Below are 19,149 nucleotides of genomic sequence, written 5' to 3'. Positions count from 1 at the left end.
CCTAATTCTCCGCAGGCAATTGCTTATGAACTCCGGCATTTCACTCTTTCCCATGAGAAAACCATCCCTCAAATATCTGAATCCATATCTCCCGGCAGGTAGGAGTCCGCATCATCATCATAATCATCATCATCACTATTACGGATAAGCCTGGACATGAATATTGCAAGAATAAAAATCACGCCGATAAGCAGGTATACGATTATATTGTCAAGCATTTCATAACCTCCATAAGGCTGGAATATACCTTCATAGAAGTTAAGACAAAGAGCGAAGATCAGAAAACCGGGCACGACAAAACAAATGCAGTAATCCCACCACCTGCCCAGATGAAGATCTGAGTACCTGTTGATAAAGGTCCTCATTTTTGGGGCACCATAGAGATATCCTATGAATACCACCTCTAAAAGCCCGATAAACGGCAGGATGTAAGCCATCAGATAGTGGTCTACAAGGTCAATCATATACAGACCCCCATTCGTCATATAAATGAGGCCTACTATAAACGCAGCTATACAGATCACACCTGTTACCAGCCATTCCGGCTTTTTTATGTAATCCAGAATTCCGGCATTCAGACTCTCAACTATGGAAAAAGACGAGCTTATACCAAGATTTACAAGCATCAGGAAGAAAAGAACGCCAAATAGTTCGGGCATAATAGGAAGGGCATTTATAACGGACGGGTAAGTGATGAAGGCCAGTTCAATTCCTCCTCTCACGACTTCAGTTACTCCAACACCACTGGTATGTGCAAGATATCCAAGAGTGGAAAATACCGCAAGCCCGGCAAAGATCGAGGTGAAACAATTAGCCAGGGCGATGATGACTCCGTTCTTCACGAGATCCTGCTTTTCACCGATAAGACGTGAATATGCGATGATTATCCCAAATGCAAGTGAGAGTGAATAAAAGATCTGGCCGTATGCCGCAACCCAGACATCCGGATTCAGAAGTGCCTGGAAATCGGGCGTAAGGTAAAAGGCAAGCCCGTCCATCGCACCCGGAAGCGTGATGCCGCGGACCACGAAAACAATGATAAGAATCCAGGGCAGAACCACAGTGATCCAGAGCATCTTCTCTAATGATTTGACACCCCTGAATACGGATGTGTAAATCCAGAGCCATGCAACGATCGCTCCACCTAAAACAACAATGTTGATACTGCCGATCCCATCAACAGCATCCGAAACGTTTAGAAAGGAATCATAAAAGAAAGCCGGTGGATCGGAACCCCATGAAAGATTGAGAGAGAAAACAGTATAATCAAGGCACCAGGCGACGATCACTCCGTAATATGTAACAACTAAAAATGCGACCAGAACCATCATCCATCCGAACAGGTTATACTTCCTGCCAAGTAGCCTGCTGAAGGCACGGGGAGCACCGGATCGAGTCCTGTAGCCGATTCCCATCTCTAGAATAAGAAGAGGAATCCCTATAGTGAGAAGTGCGATCAGGTAAGGAATGAGAAAAGCCCCCCCACCATTCGCGTAAACGACATAAGGAAATCTCCACAGATTTCCCAATCCGATAGCACTGCCTACTGATGCCAGAATAAATGTCGTTCGTGAACTCCAGATTTGCCGTTCTGCCATTATTATTACAATTGCATAAACATGATAAATAGATGATGATTCCTTTCGCATAACTGAAAAAACAGGAAGATATTATCTGTTCCGATTAGAAAATGAATATCATGGAAATTAACCGGAAAAAATCGGAACCAGCTGAAATTATTATGGTCAAAGGCAGGATAGATGCACAAAACTCCGGTATTCTCGATGAATATCTGAAAGAGGCCATAGAATCAGGTTCTGAGAAGATTATAATCAATATGAATGAAGTGGATTATATCAGCAGCTCGGGGCTTAGAGTAATGCTTTTGGCATCGAAAAAAGTAAAGCTATCAGGAGGAGACATAAAATTATCCGGATTAAAACCTTTTGTCATGGATGTATTCGTTGTATCCGGATTTAACAATATTTTTGATTTTTACGACTCGGATAATGAAGCACTTTCAGATTTTATAAAATAAATTTTTTTACCATCTGAACGTGGAACCGGACTTTTTCATAGACTATTTTCAACTGACAGGCGACAGATCTCTTCAATCTGACTAAATCCGGTTATCTTTGTAATTTCAAATTGAAAATCCGTTTTTAATCGCCAGACCACAATATTATAATTAAAAACAGAACAAACTAAAAATTAGAGAATATGACCATGACAGACAAACAAAAACCTGCAGTCGTAATCATTGATGCTTTTTCCACGGGAAAATTCTTTCCGGTGAAACTTTTCAATCGCGGTTACGACATCATCCATGTGGTAAGCACCCCTGATATGTCACCTGTATTCCGCTTGGAGATGGAAGAGACAAAGAACAAACTGGGAGATATCTTTTCAGAGTGGCTGGTCAGCGATAACAACCCGGAAGAGATTGCAGAGAAGCTGAAAGGCCGTAATATTACTGCAGTTATCCCCGCAGCGGATTCCGGAGTTGAATTTGCCGAAGCACTTGCCGAATTGCTGAATCTGCCCGGAAACGGCAGGAATAAACGTGCTGCAAGAAAGGATAAATTTCTGATGCAAAAGGCCCTGACCGAGGCAGGTGTGCCCACTATGGCATATCATGAAGCCGAATCTGAAGACGACCTCCTGAAATGGGCAGAAAAACTTGGCAAATGGCCTATCGTCATAAAACCGAACAAAGGTGCAGCAACTGTAGGAGTTCATATATGCAGGAATGAAGAGGAATTGCAAACGGCATGGAATAACCTGGCGGGAACCAGCGATCTGTTTGGGAATAAAAACAACACTGTGCTTGCGGAGGAGTATCTTAAAGGCACGGAATATATTGTCAATACCGTAAGCTACAACGGAAGACATCTCCTGACCGATTTCTGGGTATATAAAAAGATCTACCTCCCCGGAATCTCGCAGATATATGACTATGCAAGGCTCCTGCCGTACCCTGAACCCGGAGATCCCCTTTATGAGATAATATCATATACTCTCAGCACTCTCGAAGCCCTTGAAGTAACACGCGGACCCACACACACGGAGATAATGATGACCGAATCAGGCCCCAGACTGATAGAAACAAATTTAAGGGTAATGGGGGGTTCACTGCCGCCCGATTTGATGGATGAGTGCATCGGACAGAACCAGGTGGACCTTGCAATTGATTCTTACGTGAATCCTGAAAAATTCATGGGGGAGATTGAAAATAAATATACAATTAAAAATCACCTGATGATGAAAGTATTAAGATCAGGCAGGAGCGGGCAGCTGAAGGAGATCCCACTTCTTGATCTGCTGTGCGAACTTCCCAGTGTGCACAGCGGAAATCTGATCCATCTGATAGAGTCGGGGAATCTTGAAGATACCATTGATCTTCAGACGGCTCCGGGGCTTATATTCCTCAAGCACCCGGTAGAAGATGTTTTGCTTACGGATTACAGGACAATATCTGATCTTGAAGATCTTGCACAGGACCGGCTTTATGAACTCGATGAAAAGGCGGATGAAAATTCCGGCATAGACAGTGTATTCAGAGAGAGCCTTAAATCCGGCATCGTGAGAGAGCAGGAAGAGTGCAGATCTGATGCAGAATTGATATTCACTCATTTAAATCTCAAAGACGGCGAGGAATTTCTCTATTGCCCCTGCAATGACTGGGAAATGATCAGGGTTCTCGCGGGAAAGGGGCTGAAGATTACCGGAATAGACAATAATGCTGAAAGCGTCAGAACAGCCAGGGAGAAGTTTAAGGCCGACAATATTCCCGGAGAGTTCCTGAACCTGGATCTGAATGAAATGGACTTCGAAAGCCGCTTCGACATTATATTGACAGGACCGGGTCCGTTCAATGAAAAACGCGATCCGCTCACACTTCGCAGGTACATAACCTTCCTGAGATCGGGAGGAAAACTGGTTGTTGAAGCTCCGGTATCTCAGGGAGAGGGCAGCAGTCTTCCCGGTGAGCAGTCCGCCGGTGCCTACTCTTCAGTGTACAGGATTATGATGATTGCAGGCGGACTTGGGGACATATCTATAATCGATGAAAAAGGTGGGGATATTTCTGAAGACTCTGAGAGAATGTTCATATCAGGCATTAAACCGTAACGGCCAGAAAAGGATTTATTATAATGAGATCTCCAGAATTCAGGTATTGATCTCTTCTTTCACAAATTCATTTTTACCTTCATTTTTATCTTTTTTCTCTCCTGCCAGAATGTAGTTTGCTATTATCAGCAGGATCGAGACGATCATTCCGTATACAAAAAGTACACCAAATCCACCAGGATTAATCTCCTGTGTGAGCTCTGATGTTTTTTGTGTATCACCCACAAATATGCTGAACAGAAGGCCGAATACCGCAATCCCCGTGACAGAGCCAAGACCGCTTATCGTCATTATCATACTCCATACAACTCCCTGTGATTCAGGCGGAGTTTTTGCGGTGATGATGTGGTTGTTAGCGGTTGTAAGCATTCCGATTGCCGAACCGCCGAGAAACAGAGCGACTGCAATCATAAAAAGGCCGGGAGAAAACATACTTATCAATGCACCTGCAAATGAGAACAAAAGGATCACAGAAGCTATGATACTGATCTGCTCCGAACTTTTTTTACCGGAAATTTTCCCGTATAAAAATCCGAATATGCCCATGCCGGCTGCAAAGATCAAAATTAAAAGTCCCGAGGTCCATGCAGAAAGATCCTTTCCTATTTCAAGGTAAAACGGATAGAGATATACCGAACCTGCATCCATCTGGGCGTTTCCGAGGCACACCAGGATTGCAAGTGCAAACCCGGATGAGCCAAGAAGGTGCAGGGGAAGAAGAGGACAGTTTGATCTTTTCTCCCTCCGGATAAATATTACCCAGCATGCTGCTGCAATGGCAAGTATCAGCACCATGAGGAGCGGGGTTCTGATTAGATGATCAGCATATGACAGAAGGACAACCGATAATATCATGCCGGCAAAAAAAAGGGCCGAAGCAGGAAGATCGATTGGCAGTCCTTCTTCTTTTTGTTTTTTTATTTCCGGAATTATGAATGAGGCAATGAGCAGTATAATTACTGCCAAAGGAACGCTGATTAAAAAAACCCAGTTCCATGAGAGAAAATTGCTGATAAATCCCCCAAGTGGCGGACCGACCACATAACCGACAGCTATTGCGCATGTCATCAGTCCAAGATTCTTCCCGGCTGATTCCTGAGGTAAAAATCTGTTGACAATAATTCCGCCGACAGAAACAAGCATTGCTGCACCGATTCCCTGACAGAACCTGACTGCGACTAACAGCTCCAGATTCGGCATAAAAGCGGACATAAATGAAAAGAACCCGAAGATTCCAAGTCCGGTTATAAATATCCGCTTTGGAGAGCTTACGTCCGCCAGCCGCCCGAATATGATAAGAGTCCCTGTAAGGCTCAGCAGATATGCGAGAACCACCCATGAGGCATCGTCTGCAAAAACATGATACGATTCGGCAATCGTAGGGAGGGCAACGCACACGATTGTGCTGTTAAGCGATATCATAAGCATCGAGAAGCAGACCGTAGCGAGCATTATTTTCTGTCTGAAATCCCCTGAAGGATTCTTATTGTTATTACCAGGCAAAATTCCCATCAATATAAAGAGTAATTTCTATGTAATGTTAAACCTTATGAAATCGTTTGGTATTAATTCTGACAAAGACCCACTGTGAGCCTTTCGGTCGCGGCCCTGCGCAATGCCGGGACAGCAGGGAAGAAAGTGATATAACGAAATATTAACCAACATGAAATCTTAGTTAAGCTCTGGACTCAGCATTTTCTACCCATATTATAAAATCTAATCAAAATAAGGCAGAATTGCTTCCTCATAGAATGTCACATAATACCTAAATTAAGATAACACAATAACGGATCAAATATCAAATGAAAGATATAAATTGTTAAAGAAAACAGGAACCGGAGAGAAGATAATATTTGTATGAGAGATAAAAGCAGGCAGGTGCATGACGGACAGTGATGATTTGAATGAGCAGTGAATTTATTTATATTGGCCTGGGCCTGATCATCGGTCTTGGCATCTCAATGCAGTGGCTGGCAAAGATCTTCAGAATTCCGGGAATCCTCCTTCTTCTGCCGGCCGGTATGATTGCCGGCCCGGTACTGGGGCTGGTACATCCACAGGAAATCTTTGGAGATGCCTTATTTCCACTGGTGACAATTGGTGTTGGAATTTTACTGTTAAAGGGCGGACTGGAACTTCGTCTGAATAACCTGCAGTCCGGTGTGAGCCGTTCTGTCTGGCGGCTGGTAACTTCCGGGGCGGTTTTGACACTGGCCATCGGTACTGCGGCCGCACTCTTACTTCTTAATGTCCCTTTCCCGCTGGCATTTCTCCTCTCTGCCCTGCTGGTAGTATCCGGTCCCACCGTGGTTGGGCCAATCCTCAGCTTTGCCCGCCCAAAGGAACCGGTAGGCACGGTTCTGCAATGGGAAGGCATTATTATTGACCCGATTGGTGCTGCTCTTGCGGTGGCCGCGATCAGCTTTATTACTGCTGAGAACCCGAACCCGTTCCTGGATATATTTCTGACCATGGCAGTGGGCGTGATTCTTGGTATTGTGGCAGCTCTTTTCTACACTTACGCGGATCGTACACGCAATATACCCAAAGGACTCAGCGGCCTCATTGCTTTGATGCTGGGGATAGTGGTTATCACCGTAGGGGAACTGATATTTTCAGAGGCAGGTCTCTTCGCCGCGTTAACCATGGGTTTTGTCATAGCAAACCAGCCCCTGACACCGTTTGGCAGCATACGGGTTCTGACTGAAACACTTGAACCGCTTATCATCGGCATTCTGTTCATCATGCTGGCTGCAATGGTTGATCTCTCTGCCATGGGAGAGTATCTGTTACCCGCTCTGGCTCTGGTAGTGGTATATGTATTCATTGCCCGGCCGCTGGTAGCCTTCCTGGCCACTCATGGTCTGGGTTACAGCCGTGCACAGCGGATATTTATCGGGGCTCTGCACCCGCGGGGTATTGTAGCTGCGGCTACTGCTTCATTATTCGCACTTAATTTAAACGAAGTGGGGGTTAATTTCCCCGAAATGGTCCCCGTTGTTTTCATTGTGATACTGTCCACAGTAGTTATCTACGGACTGGGAACACCTGTCCTCTCCCGTGTGCTGAAGATTGCAGACCCCGAACCCGTTGGAATTGCCATCTATGGGGAACAGCGCTGGGCTCTCGACCTGGCATCAGCCCTGCATACAGCAGGAGCAACGGTTATGGTACTGGCACCGGGCAGTAAGAGACTTCAGAGTGTTGCGGATTCCGGAAAGATACCGTTTGAATCCTATACAGGTTCTCTGGTTGATCTGGGGGATGAAGAAATTCTGGACGATGCACATTTTTTTAAAATGAAAATTGCGTGGCTCCTGATAGCTTCTTCAAATAAAGACAGCATCGGATCAGCGGAGGACGCGTTTATCGACTCTGTCGGACCGGAAAATATGATCATATTCGGAACGGCACGGGATATGCAGGACAGAAGGGTTTTTGGAGGAAAAATTGACATACTGGCGAAAACTCCGTACGGCCTTTTTGGTCGCATGGAGGATGAACTGCTGGAGATGCTTGAGAACGGATATAGTTTCAGGGCCATTGACAGCAGAGAACAGCCAGAATATGGCGGAACACCTGAAGGGACAAAACCCTTCATGAGAGTGAACAGTGACGGAACTCTTGCCGTACCCGGAAGTGATTCCCGTCTTGCAGACGGGGAATTCCTTATTATCGTCGCACAAAAAAGATAATCTGCATAAAATAGAGTTATTGATTCCGGAAAAATTAATCTGAACCGGAAACGGGTCTTTGTGTACCGGAGAAACGGGAGATATACTCTCCCGCCCAACACAAAGATCACCAATGATAATATACAAAAAAACTCTTCTGATATTCAGCTAACTTCATATCCGTAAAACATACATATTAACAGTAAGACAGGGACGGGAATACCTGTCAGAATATTCCGGTAAAAATATTTACAGGTGAAATGGATTTATGAAAAAAAGTCTTATATTTTCAGTTATTCTGATAATGGCTCTTATAATTGCATTTACAGGATGCACCGGACAGGAGAGCGATACACAGACAGACGGGGTTAACACTGCAACCGATACAAAAACAGAAAACGCTATGCAAACCGTTGCAGATGAACTCACGAAGTCCATAGATGCAGGACTGGAAGAGATAAACAGCGGCCTTTCCGGAAACAGTGCCGCCCTCTCAGAAGCAGGACTCACAGGAGACGCAGCTGAAAAAATCCTCTCAGACAACCTTCTCAGTTATCCGTGGGCGGTTTCATCGCTGATTATATCAAAAGAGGGTGTAGTCCTGACAGCGATGCCAAAAAACTACGCAGGCGTTGCAGGTGAGGATTTAAGCTGGCAGTCGCAGGTTCAGACCGCAAACAGAGAGCAGATAGCGATTGTAAGTGATGTATTTACAATGGCCGAAGGGTTCACCGGGATCTCACAGAGTTCTCCTGTATTTTCCAAATCAGGCGAATATCTCGGCTACACCGACATAACCTACAAGCCGGATACTTTCCTTGCCAGACAGATAAATCCGGTCATTAAAAATACACCATATGATGTCTGGGTTGCACAGACAGACGGAACTCTGATCTATGATACCAAAGAAGAGGAGATCGGCAACAATCTCATGACCGATTCGATGTACAGCGACCCGGAACTTCAGGCAGTATTAAAAGAGATTCTTAAGGAGCCGTCCGGAACAGCAGAATATACATTCTCAGACAAAAACTGGAACGAAAATGTCACAAAGGCAGCCTCCTGGAAGACAGCCGGAATTAACGGTGCTGAATGGAGGGTTGTAGTCACCCATTCAGGCAGTGAAAACGAAGGCGAAGCAGCAGCTGAACCGGTGAAAATTCCGGAAACGACTGACTCACGATATGAAAATCTTAAAGCTTTTGTCAATGATGCCGCTGCATACGCAAAGGAACACGGAAAAGAAGCTGCATTAAATGAATTCAATAACGTAAACGGATCTTTCATCAGCGGAGAACTTTACATATTCGCGTATGAGACAGACGGAACGGTAATTGCGCTCCCTTACCAGAAGGAGATGTTGGGAACCGACCGTGCAGGAATTACAGATACAAACGGCGTTGAATTCATCGAAGAGGCAATTGATACAGCAGAAAATGGCGGCGGATCACTCTACTACATATACCCGAATCCTGAAGATAACTATAAAGAAGAGTTCAAACTCTCATATGTAATGCCGGTTGATGACGAATGGTTTGTCGGGGCGGGGATTTACCTTCCGGAAATTCCCGCTGTATTCAATGAGACAGAGATAGATGAACTTGTAAAAAGGGTGAAGAATGCACGTGACTATGCACAGGCTAACGATAAAGAAGGAGCAATTGCCGATTTCAATGACCTTAACGGGACTTTCGCAGACGGTGTAAATTACATCTTTGCCTACGAATATGACGGAACCACGCTGGCACTTCCGTTCCAGCCGGAACTTATCGGCACAGACCGGCTCGATTTCTCCGACACCTATGGAGTAGAAATTATCAGATGGGAGATATCCGCTGCAAAGCGTGGAGGAGGATTTGTATATGCCGAATACTTCAACCCGGAAACAGGAGATTCCGGATTAAAACTCTGCTATGTCACACCGGTCAATAATGAATGGCTTGTCGGGTCAGGTATCTATACCGAAAGCATATGAATGCAGGATCAAAACTCAATTTTTTCTGAGAATCAATTCTCGGATTTAATATAATAGTCCATCAGTGCCGGTCAGGAATATAATTGGTTTTTTCTGCTGTGCCGGTGCAATCTCACGGAGATCAGCCATATCACGAATATCTATTAAATCAGGACCACGCTGCATTCGCACAGACATATATCTGAAAATATGGAGTGAACTACCTCTGGGCTAAAGACCCAGAGGTAGTTCACAAGACTATAGAGACAGTGCATAATACATAATAATTTGCACCATCCCCTTCACAGATTTGCCCTTTCTCCGAATCCTTTATAGCCGGAAATGTCCATAACAGATCATAAATGACCGTCCCGGACATACATACATTTTTCAGCAGTGAAGGTATCAAGGAATTTGCCGAAGTGAGTATTACAGAAATTCCTCCGCCTGACCGGAATTATGTAAACGAATTCCTCCCCGGTGCAGGCTCCGTGATCATCTTTGCAAAGGAGATACCTCTGTCCGTCTATAATCTGCCCCCAAAAGAGAAGACCAGGGAGATGCTTATAATAGCCGAGTCACTTGACATGACAGCAAAAAAGCTCTCTGCTCTGATAAGTGCCGGAGGTATTTCTGCAAAACCTGTACCCCTCTATCTGCCGGTTACAATAACAGAAGGAAAGGTCAGGGGGCTTGTCAGGTTAAAGCAGATAGCAGCCGCAGGAGGTCTTGGAACAATAGGAAAGAGTTCACTACTCCTGACACCACAATACGGCCCGCGGGTTTTTCTGAGCGGAATTGTAACCGGCAACCGGATTCCCAAATTACAGGCAGCCAAAATTTCGGTTACAACCGGAAACATGGCAGATTCAGCCCCCGGTATGACACCGGGAGAAGAAGACAGAGAAGAATCATGCAGAAGAAAAGCAGACATTCTCCCGCTCTGCACCGGATGCGGACTCTGCATCGGAAACTGCCCCGGAGAAGCATTCGGGCCGGACGGGGTGGATGCATTCAGATGCATGACAATCCGCACATTTGTTCCACCGTTATTTGTTCCGTCTGTAAAATGGATCTTAAAACGGCGTATTCTCCTCAGAACCGCCGCCCCCCTCGCGCCATACATTGCCAGGCTTGTAACAATGCCCTGCAGCGGGTGCGTAACAAAATGCCCAAAATCCGGAATAAAATGTGAATGATCAATGACTTCAGGCAAAGGATTAAATCTTCCCCGTAAAGCATCTCAGATTAACCGGAAAAATTCAGCCTTCATCTGTAAAATGACATAAAAAATACAGAAGATAAAAAAGAATGAGGGAAAAACCATGAAAACAACAACTATATTCTATTCATACACCGGAATCACCCGCGGAGTGGCAGGAAAAATTCAGCAGGCATGCGGAGGTGATCTAATTGAAGTTAAGACAAAAAAGCCATATTCAAAGATAACCGCTTACTCACTCGGATGCCTTCGGGCAGCAAAAGGTGAATGCGATGAGATCGAACCTGCATCAATTGATGTCTCCGCATCGGATGTAATTGTAATCGGCACTCCTGTCTGGGCGTTCAGGGCAGCACCGCCCATAAATGCGGCAGTAAATGCACTTTCCGGCTGCGAAGGAAAAAAAGCAGTCATCTTTGCAACCTGCGGGGGAAAGCCCGGAGAGACCATCCCTCTTCTTGCAGAGGCCCTTGAGAAGAGAGGAGTGAAAGTTGCAGGCGGGTTTATCTTCGACAGAAAAGACGTGAAGGATGAAGACAAAGTCAATGCACTTATCAATGCTGTTAAATCACCATAAATCTGATTTTCCACATAATTACCATATTTCCCGGCAGAAATGAATTCCAAAAATCTTTGGACCAAAATATAGCTTAAAATATTTTATAAAATAAAACTGTAAACCCAAATGTCAGATCTTAACATCGCAGCGGTGATCTTCTTTACAGGCACAATTCTGGCATATGTCACGTACAGGATTTTTAAGGTACTTGAAAGGAAAGCCGAGAAAACAAAATCAAAACTTGACGACATTCTGATAATATCACTTAAAAAACCGGTAGTTATCGGGATATTAGTCTCAACCGTCTTTATCACTCTCCAGTATATCCCCATTCATGAGGGCTACGCATGGATACTGAGCAGCAGATACTTCAATACACTAATCATTATCTTTGCAACGTGGATTGTGGCCACATTTGCTGAGAGTTTCATCTGCCTGTACGGGAGATGGGTATCTGATCAGACCGAAAGCGACCTGGATGATAAAATAATCGATGTTCTCGAGGTTTCAGCAAAATACATCATCTGGTTCATAGGATTCCTCCTGATACTGAGCTATCTTGAGATTAATATAACTCCACTCCTTGCAGCCGGAGGAATATTCGGAATAGCAATAGCACTCGCAGCACAGGACCTAATCTCAAACTTCTTTGGCGGAGCCTTAATAGTAGTTGACAAACCCTTCAAAATAGGTGACAGGATAAAGATCGAGGGCAAACTTGGGGACGTTATCTCAGTCGGACCACGTTCGACACGCCTTAAGACACTTGACCACCAGATGCTCACCATACCAAATTCAAAGATCTCCAATACCATCATCACAAATTACGCGATGCCGGATGTAAAACTTAAAGTCAGGATTCCGGTATCTGTAGGATACGGAAGCGACGTCAGAAGGGTAAAGGAGATACTCTATGAAATTGCCGGTGATGCCATAAAAAACACAGATTATGTCTTAAGCGACCCCGCACCATCCGTTTACTTCCTGGAGTTCGGTGCATCAAGCCTTGATTTCATGATGCTCATCTGGGCAAAGAAGTTCAATATGTCGTGGGACATCAAGGATCACGTTAATTTTGAGATTGAACGCAGATTTGCCGAGGAAGGAATAGAGATACCGTTCCCGCAGATGGATGTTCACTTAAAAGCTGGTGAGTAAACACAGCCACAATGCAGATAAAAACTGAAATTACGCAGGGAATTCAGGTAAACAGATAACAGACAAAGAATTACATTTTTTAAAATCAGAGGAACCGCTGAAGGGAGATTAACACACAACCCTGCCGCCCTCCCCTCTTTTTGTCCAGTACAGATAATACTCTTTATCCCCCTTCAGAAAAATATCAGAATACTGATTTCCTATGCATAAAGACAGCAATAAATTTCTTAGATACAGTTTTTCATCTATCATTATCCTGACCGTTATACTTCTCATGACAGCAGGATGCCTCCAGAATACAAGAGATGAAGAACCAGCAGGAACTGGACTTCCGGAAAAAAACAGTCCCATACAGACACATTACTCCCCCGGAGAGATAACACAGCTTGCTGAGGAAACAAAAGAGGCCGCAGATGCCTCACTGAATGCCATTGCTGAAATAACACCGGAAAAGCGAACTTTTGACAACACAGCCCTTGCATTTGAACGGACAATGATGGACTATTCAGATGCCATCGGTCCTCTGACACTGATGGGATATGTGTATCCTGATGCAGAAATAGCTGCGGAAGGCACATCCTGTGAGGAGTCTGCGAATACTTTCGAAACCGGGGTTTATACCCGCCGGGAACTCTATGATGCACTTAAGGAGCAGGTGCCCCGTAATCCGGAGGAAGCACGCCTCTACAGCGTAACAATCAGGGAGTTTGAAAAGAACGGGCTTGAACTTCCGGAAGAAAAGCTTTCAGAGGTCCGTGAGATGAAAAACAGACTCGGACAGCTTGAAACCCGGTATTCTGCCAACCTGAACAGCGACAACACCACACTTGAGTTTACCGCTGAAGAACTTGCCGGGGTGCCGCTTTCATCAGTCGAAACATTTGAACAGACCCCACAGGGAACATACCTTGTCACCACGAAATCTCCCGACTATCTTGCGGTTATGACATATGCCGGAGATGAGAAAACGAGAATGAGGATGTACTGGGCATACAATAACAGGCAGGCAGATACAAACACGGCTCTACTTGAAGAAGCGATACTTCTCCGGCAGAAAATTGCAGAGGCACTCGGATACTCCACATGGGCAGATTACAAAACTGACGGCAGAATGGCAGAGAATACCAGCAATGTCATGGAATTTCTGACATCAATGAAAGAACCCATAAAGGAGAAATACACCGGTGAGATGAGAGAACTCCTTACAGTTAAAAGGAGTATTGACCCCGAGGCAACATCAGTAAGTCCCTGGGACATTACATACCTCCTGAACATACAGAAAAAAGAGCAGTATGCATATGATGAAGAGAAGGTCAGAGAATACTTCCCGGCCGACACTGTCCTTCAGGGACTTTTCAGGATCTATGGAACCCTTTTTGACATCAGATTCTCTGAGGTTGAGAATGCGTCCGTATGGTCTCCTGACGTCCGGCTTTATGAGGTGAAGAACGCAACCGGAAATGAGACTATAGGATATATGTATCTTGACCTTTACCCCCGTGAGGGGAAATACGGACATTTCTGTGCCTATCCGCTCATAACCGGAAGGCTGAAGGACGACGGATACTCAGTTCCGGTTGTGACAATCATAGGCAATTTCCACAAACCGGAAGAAGAGAGACCGTCACTTCTGACAGTTACAGAGACAGAGACACTCTTTCACGAGGCCGGGCATGCAATGCACTTCCTTCTGACAGATGCTCCATATGGCAGTCTCTCCGGATTCAGTGTAGAGTGGGACTTTGTTGAGACACCCTCCCAGACGCTTGAAGAGTGGGCGTGGGACCCCGAAGTGTTAAGATCAATATCCGGCCATTACAATGATTCCTCTGAAAAGATTCCGGTGGAACTGTGTGAACGGGTAACTGATGCCCGGAATGTTGGATCAGGCAATAAATACAGCCGCCTGATCATCAACTCCCTGGAGGATATGCGGTTTCACACTGCTGCCGGACCTGTAAATGCAACTGAGGTCTGGTATCAGACATATGAGGATATTACGGGCACAAGACCACCTGCCGGGACACATCAGCCGGCCTCATTCGGCCATATGATGGGTGGATATGATGCCGGATATTACGGGTATCTCTGGTCAAAGGTCTATGCAATGGAAATCGTTGATGAATTCAAAGAGAGCGGCATGACCAACCAGACAACCGGAATGAAATTCCGTGAAGAAATTCTCTCAAAGGGCAATATGCAGGACGGAATGACACTTCTTGAAAATTTCCTCGGAAGGGAACCGGGACCTGAGGCACTGTATAAACATCTTGGAATAGAGGAACAACAGACATAACAGTCCGGCGATTTTTCTTAAGGCCGGGATTCAGTCAGGGACACCCGAAAAAACCCTGAATCCGGCCCCACATATTGCAGAAAAATATCCATAAAACAGGCTGAAATTAATTAAGGGCGATGACAATGAGGGATTCCGCAGAAGAAGAGAAGATCAGGGATGAAGAAGATTTTGTAAAGGTCAGGAAGAAGGTTCTTGATCTCGCCGGGGTAAACAACCTTGAAATACTGGATATAGGTGCCGGACCACTCTCTGCCATAGCCGCGAAGTATTACAGCTGCTCTGTTACTTCCGTTGATATTGACCGGAAAGAACTCCGGTTATGGAAGGAATATGCAGAGAAAGAGGGTGTTTCAGACAGAATCAGTTTTGAAGAGGAGGATGCGGCAGATCTCTACTACTGCGACGATGCATTCGATGTCTGCATCAGCTTTTGTGCCCTGCACCACTTCCCCATCAAAATCAGAGATCAGGCGTTATCTGAATTCCGGCGTGTTTCTTCAAAACGCTTTATTATTGTAGAATACACAGAAGAAGGATTTTCAGAGGTGCACAGCAGGGAGGATTTTGAACCTGTTAACCTTAAAAAACTGGAAGAGAATCTGAAAGAAACGGGTATCACCAGAGTAATCCCGGTGGATAAAATGATGGTATATGTTGTCGATAAGAAGGCACAATAGTTCTGTTTGGTCCTAAAGTCTCAACAGTAAGAGGTTTCATATTTAAACGTTAATTTGTAATTCCTGAATTACAGGAGAGAAGATGAACCGGAAATAAACTGCCAAATGTTATATATCAGAACAACCTCTGTAAAAATATGATATTGTGGCGCATTCCTGTGATTTTAACATTTATTCTGCTTTCTGCTCTGGCAATGGCATTTATACCGGCGGCATCTGCCTCCGCCCTGACACCGGATGATATTCTCTATATGGAGACACCCGGCCATTTCACCCTCTCGGCAGACGGGGGAAACCTTGTGTACATCAGGACAGCCGGAACCGACCTTAAACCCCCTGCGAACAACGGCACACTGATGTACGTTGATGTGAACTCCGCCACTGAACTTGCACTTACAGGTCCAGATCAGTCGGTCACCGCCTGTGCACTCTCTCCCGATGGTAAAAAGGTGGCATATGCGGCAATGCCCCGTGAAGGCGGGCCTGTATCCATGTATCTGACGAATCTGACGGACCGGAAGAGAACCGCCCTGTCAGGTGTAACAGATGAACTTGCCGGGAGTTTTCTCTTCCTTGGAAACGACCGCCTGATCTTCACGGGAGCACCGGCCGGTGCTGCAACGGACAGCGAAGTTGCTATTGTCGCGGATGAACTGCCGGGACCAGTCATCCTCAGGACCTATTCGCTGAAAGACGGGGTTATTGCTCCCATCTCTGCCAACAATGATGTCATTACGATCTGGGAGCCCTCGCCGGACGGAAAATATGTATTATACAAGGCATCCCCCAACCCGAAGTCCTGGGAGACCGGGGCAACCTTCCGGTATGTTCTCCTAAACACGCTTACCGGAGAGGAGAAGGAACTCTTCACTCTTGTTGAGGGATACCAGGACGAAAATCAGTTTGCCTGGTCACCGGACAGCAGTGACGTCTATATCGAGAAGATCATCAACGGAGGTCTTAGGTACCCGGTCGAAAATGCAGCAGAACTTCTTGTCTATTCACCGGCTACCCAAAAACTTGAGGAAGTGCCCCTCAACTGGGAACGCGGGCTGCATATTGATATATTCAACAGTGATATTGAGGTCAACCCGTTCAACGGCGGAGCCTATCTCTTCCTCGCTGACGGCACAAACCCGAAACTTGTCCGGGCAACGCGGAGCAATGGCGGGTGGAAGATGACAACGCTTAACGGCAGGGATGCAGGAAACATCTTTGCTGCCGAATCCGACAGTACGGGCTCCACCATAGTATACAATTACAATTCAGCCAGCTCACCGCCCCAGTTATTCAGGGCAGCGGTTTCGGGAAGCGGGATCACAGACCCCGTCAGGCTGACCGGCCTGAACCAGGACCTGATACAGAAGGACCTCGGGACTTCCGAAGTCACGAAATGGGAAGGTGCAGAGGGCGATACGGTATATGGTGTCATCCGGTACCCGCCGGGATATGAGAAGGGAAAGCTGTACCCACTGGTGCTTGTCATCCATGGCGGGCCGAACTATGCTGATTTTGACAGCTGGCGTGACACCTGGGAGTTTCCGTACCACCTGATAACGGACAAAGGAGCAGTCACACTCTCGGTCAATTACCACGGCAGCACAAATTTCGGACTCAACTTTGCACGTTCAATTGAGGGAGGAAATTATTATAGCCTGCCAACGGAGGACCTTATGACCGGAGTCGATCACCTTGCGGAAATGGGGATCATCAACCGTTCACAGGTCGGTGTGACCGGGTGGTCAAACGGCGGAATACTTACTCTTGCCCTTATAACCAAAGATCCAACGCTGAAAGCTGCGGTTTCAGGTGCAGGGACAGCCGACGAGAACTCGCAGATAGCGAATACAAACGGCATCGTGATGGACAGGATGTATTATGAGAAGAGTCCTTATCAGGACCCTGCGGCATTCCAGAATATTCTGCCCGTCTACCAGGCAGAAAATGTCAGAACCCCGCTTCTGATGATGATCGGAACGAAAGATCCACAGGTGGACCCGTCCAGTGCCTGGGTCACATACCGGGCGTATAAGGAAGGAAGCCAGGCACCAGTGAGGTTCGTTCTCTTCAAAGATCAGCCGCACCACATGACAACGCCGGAGACGCAGGCACGTAAGATACAGGAAGAGCTGGACTGGCTTGACCAGTACCTCTTCTCTTCATTATAACAGGGAAGATATAACAATCCGGCCTGTAACGAAGAGATATTACACAGACCGGACGCATCATAAATTATTTTAACCTCTTTTCTTAACAACTATCCATGGCAGAAAATTCATCGGACTCACTCTTCTCATCGGACTATCACAGGTGGCTGAAGGAGGAGATAGCACGGCAGAACGAACTCCTCAGTACAAAACAGACAACTGAAACCTCTTTCGGGACGATGGAGTACTCTCTCATAGGGAAAGGGCCGGTCATCCTTGCAATTCACGGTACACCGGGCGGATATGACCAGTCCCTGCTCCTCTTCGACTGGATAACAACAGAAGGATTCTCACTGCTTTCTGTCAGCCGGCCGGGATACCTGGGAACTCCCCTTGACACCGGAAAAACTCCGGCTGAGCAGGCTGATGCACTCGCTGCCCTGCTGGACGCCTTAAAAATAGAGAAAGTCCACCTGATGTTCGGCTCTGCCGGAGGAGCCTCCGGTTACGAATTTTCGATCCGGCATCCTGACAGGGTCAAATGCCTTGTTGCTATGGATGCGGTCTCTTCGCAGTATCTCCTCTCCGTCAATATCGGGAAAGTCATGGAAAAACTTATTATGTCGAGAACCGGAGTTGAGCTGATGGAGCAGATGAGCCTGCATTTCCCGGAAAAGAGCCTTCAGGATGTGATTAAGCACTCATCACTCTGCCGTCCGGAGCAGATTAAAGAGCAGGTAAAGACTGCCATAAAGGACCCCAATCAGGTAAAAATGTTCTTCCGGATGGTACGCTCGATGACGGACTATAAGCACAGAAAACCCGGCCTTGAAAACGACCTGGATAAGATGGCCCGGATCGGTGACCTGCCGGTGGATAAAATAACCTGCCCCTCTTTAATCGTCCATGGCACTCATGACAGTGACGTGCTCTTCTATAACGGTGTTTATGCGTATGAAAACATACCGGGTGCTGAGTCTTACTGGGTAAAAGAGGCATCACACCTGATCTGCGGATGGATCTCACCTCATGTAGATGAACTCAGGGAGAAGGTTGTCTCATTCCTCCTTGAGCACAAATAAAAAGAAGACCTCAAATAAGCCCAAATAACCCCAAAAAAGACCAAATGAACTAAAATTAGCCAGCATAAGCCAATATAATCCCAAAAACCCCCAAATTTTGACGAAATCAAGGCCAAATTTTGATTAAAATCAAAAAATAACCGAAATAACCAGAAATATTTAACCATAACAGAAGCCCGTCATTCCATGATATCAGGTCGATTGGATACAAACACCGACTGAAAAAAAGTGCCAATAGCGGGCCTT

Annotated in this window: 13 protein-coding genes; 11 read left to right on the top strand and 2 right to left on the bottom strand. The window is 46.0% G+C overall.

Features of this window, described 5'->3' with window-relative positions:
• Positions 1-68 precede the first annotated feature (68 nt).
• Complete coding sequence (locus tag L6E24_RS08445) at positions 69-1,649, bottom strand: sodium-dependent transporter (RefSeq protein ID WP_257741553.1); 1,581 nt, start codon at positions 1,647-1,649, stop codon at positions 69-71.
• Positions 1,650-1,690: 41 nt separating this feature from the next.
• On the opposite strand from L6E24_RS08445, the gene L6E24_RS08440 reads away from it, so the two are divergent.
• Together L6E24_RS08440 and L6E24_RS08435 are read left to right on the top strand one after the other, a co-directional pair.
• Entirely contained in the window at positions 1,691-2,038 is a 348-nt protein-coding gene (locus L6E24_RS08440; protein ID WP_257741552.1) for an STAS domain-containing protein, read from the top strand.
• A gap of 254 nt (positions 2,039-2,292) precedes the next feature.
• The gene (locus L6E24_RS08435) at positions 2,293-4,131 is read left to right on the top strand and encodes an ATP-grasp domain-containing protein (protein ID WP_257741551.1); all 1,839 of its coding nucleotides are present in this window, start codon (positions 2,293-2,295) and stop codon (positions 4,129-4,131) included.
• A gap of 39 nt (positions 4,132-4,170) precedes the next feature.
• Here the strand turns inward: L6E24_RS08435 and L6E24_RS08430 are convergent, their stop codons facing one another.
• The gene (locus tag L6E24_RS08430) at positions 4,171-5,634 is read right to left on the bottom strand and encodes an MFS transporter (protein ID WP_257741550.1); all 1,464 of its coding nucleotides are present in this window, start codon (positions 5,632-5,634) and stop codon (positions 4,171-4,173) included.
• Positions 5,635-6,035: 401 nt separating this feature from the next.
• On the opposite strand from L6E24_RS08430, the gene L6E24_RS08425 reads away from it, so the two are divergent.
• The 9 genes from L6E24_RS08425 (at position 6,036) to L6E24_RS08385 (ending at position 18,903) form a co-directional block, all read left to right on the top strand.
• Entirely contained in the window at positions 6,036-7,826 is a 1,791-nt protein-coding gene (locus tag L6E24_RS08425) for a cation:proton antiporter (RefSeq protein WP_257741549.1), read from the top strand.
• Between the two features lie 247 nt (positions 7,827-8,073).
• Positions 8,074-9,780 (top strand): cache domain-containing protein, encoded by a 1,707-nt coding sequence (locus tag L6E24_RS08420; protein WP_257741548.1) that lies wholly within the window; start codon positions 8,074-8,076, stop codon positions 9,778-9,780.
• A 341-nt stretch (positions 9,781-10,121) separates the two neighbouring features.
• Positions 10,122-10,958 carry a hypothetical protein gene (locus L6E24_RS08415; RefSeq protein WP_257741547.1) on the top strand — a complete coding sequence of 279 codons (837 nt, stop codon included), beginning with the start codon at positions 10,122-10,124 and terminating at the stop codon, positions 10,956-10,958.
• Positions 10,959-11,084: 126 nt separating this feature from the next.
• Positions 11,085-11,558, top strand: a complete 474-nt coding sequence (locus tag L6E24_RS08410) for a flavodoxin family protein (protein ID WP_257741546.1) — start codon at positions 11,085-11,087, stop codon at positions 11,556-11,558.
• Positions 11,559-11,666: 108 nt separating this feature from the next.
• Positions 11,667-12,698, top strand: a complete 1,032-nt coding sequence (locus tag L6E24_RS08405; RefSeq protein ID WP_257741545.1) for a mechanosensitive ion channel family protein — start codon at positions 11,667-11,669, stop codon at positions 12,696-12,698.
• A 202-nt stretch (positions 12,699-12,900) separates the two neighbouring features.
• Positions 12,901-14,994 (top strand): M3 family metallopeptidase, encoded by a 2,094-nt coding sequence (locus tag L6E24_RS08400; protein WP_257741544.1) that lies wholly within the window; start codon positions 12,901-12,903, stop codon positions 14,992-14,994.
• A gap of 125 nt (positions 14,995-15,119) precedes the next feature.
• Positions 15,120-15,674 carry a class I SAM-dependent methyltransferase gene (locus tag L6E24_RS08395; protein WP_257741543.1) on the top strand — a complete coding sequence of 185 codons (555 nt, stop codon included), beginning with the start codon at positions 15,120-15,122 and terminating at the stop codon, positions 15,672-15,674.
• A gap of 194 nt (positions 15,675-15,868) precedes the next feature.
• Positions 15,869-17,842, top strand: coding sequence for a S9 family peptidase (locus L6E24_RS08390; protein ID WP_257741542.1), 1,974 nt, complete (start codon positions 15,869-15,871; stop codon positions 17,840-17,842).
• Positions 17,843-17,937: 95 nt separating this feature from the next.
• Entirely contained in the window at positions 17,938-18,903 is a 966-nt protein-coding gene (locus L6E24_RS08385) for an alpha/beta fold hydrolase (protein ID WP_257741541.1), read from the top strand.
• Positions 18,904-19,149 lie beyond the last annotated feature (246 nt).

Source organism: Methanoplanus endosymbiosus (assembly GCF_024662215.1).
GTDB classification, from domain to species: Archaea; Halobacteriota; Methanomicrobia; order Methanomicrobiales; family Methanomicrobiaceae; genus Methanoplanus; species Methanoplanus endosymbiosus.
The sequence above is the reverse complement of the archived record's forward strand: the minus strand, read 5'-3'. Positions and strand labels throughout refer to the sequence as shown.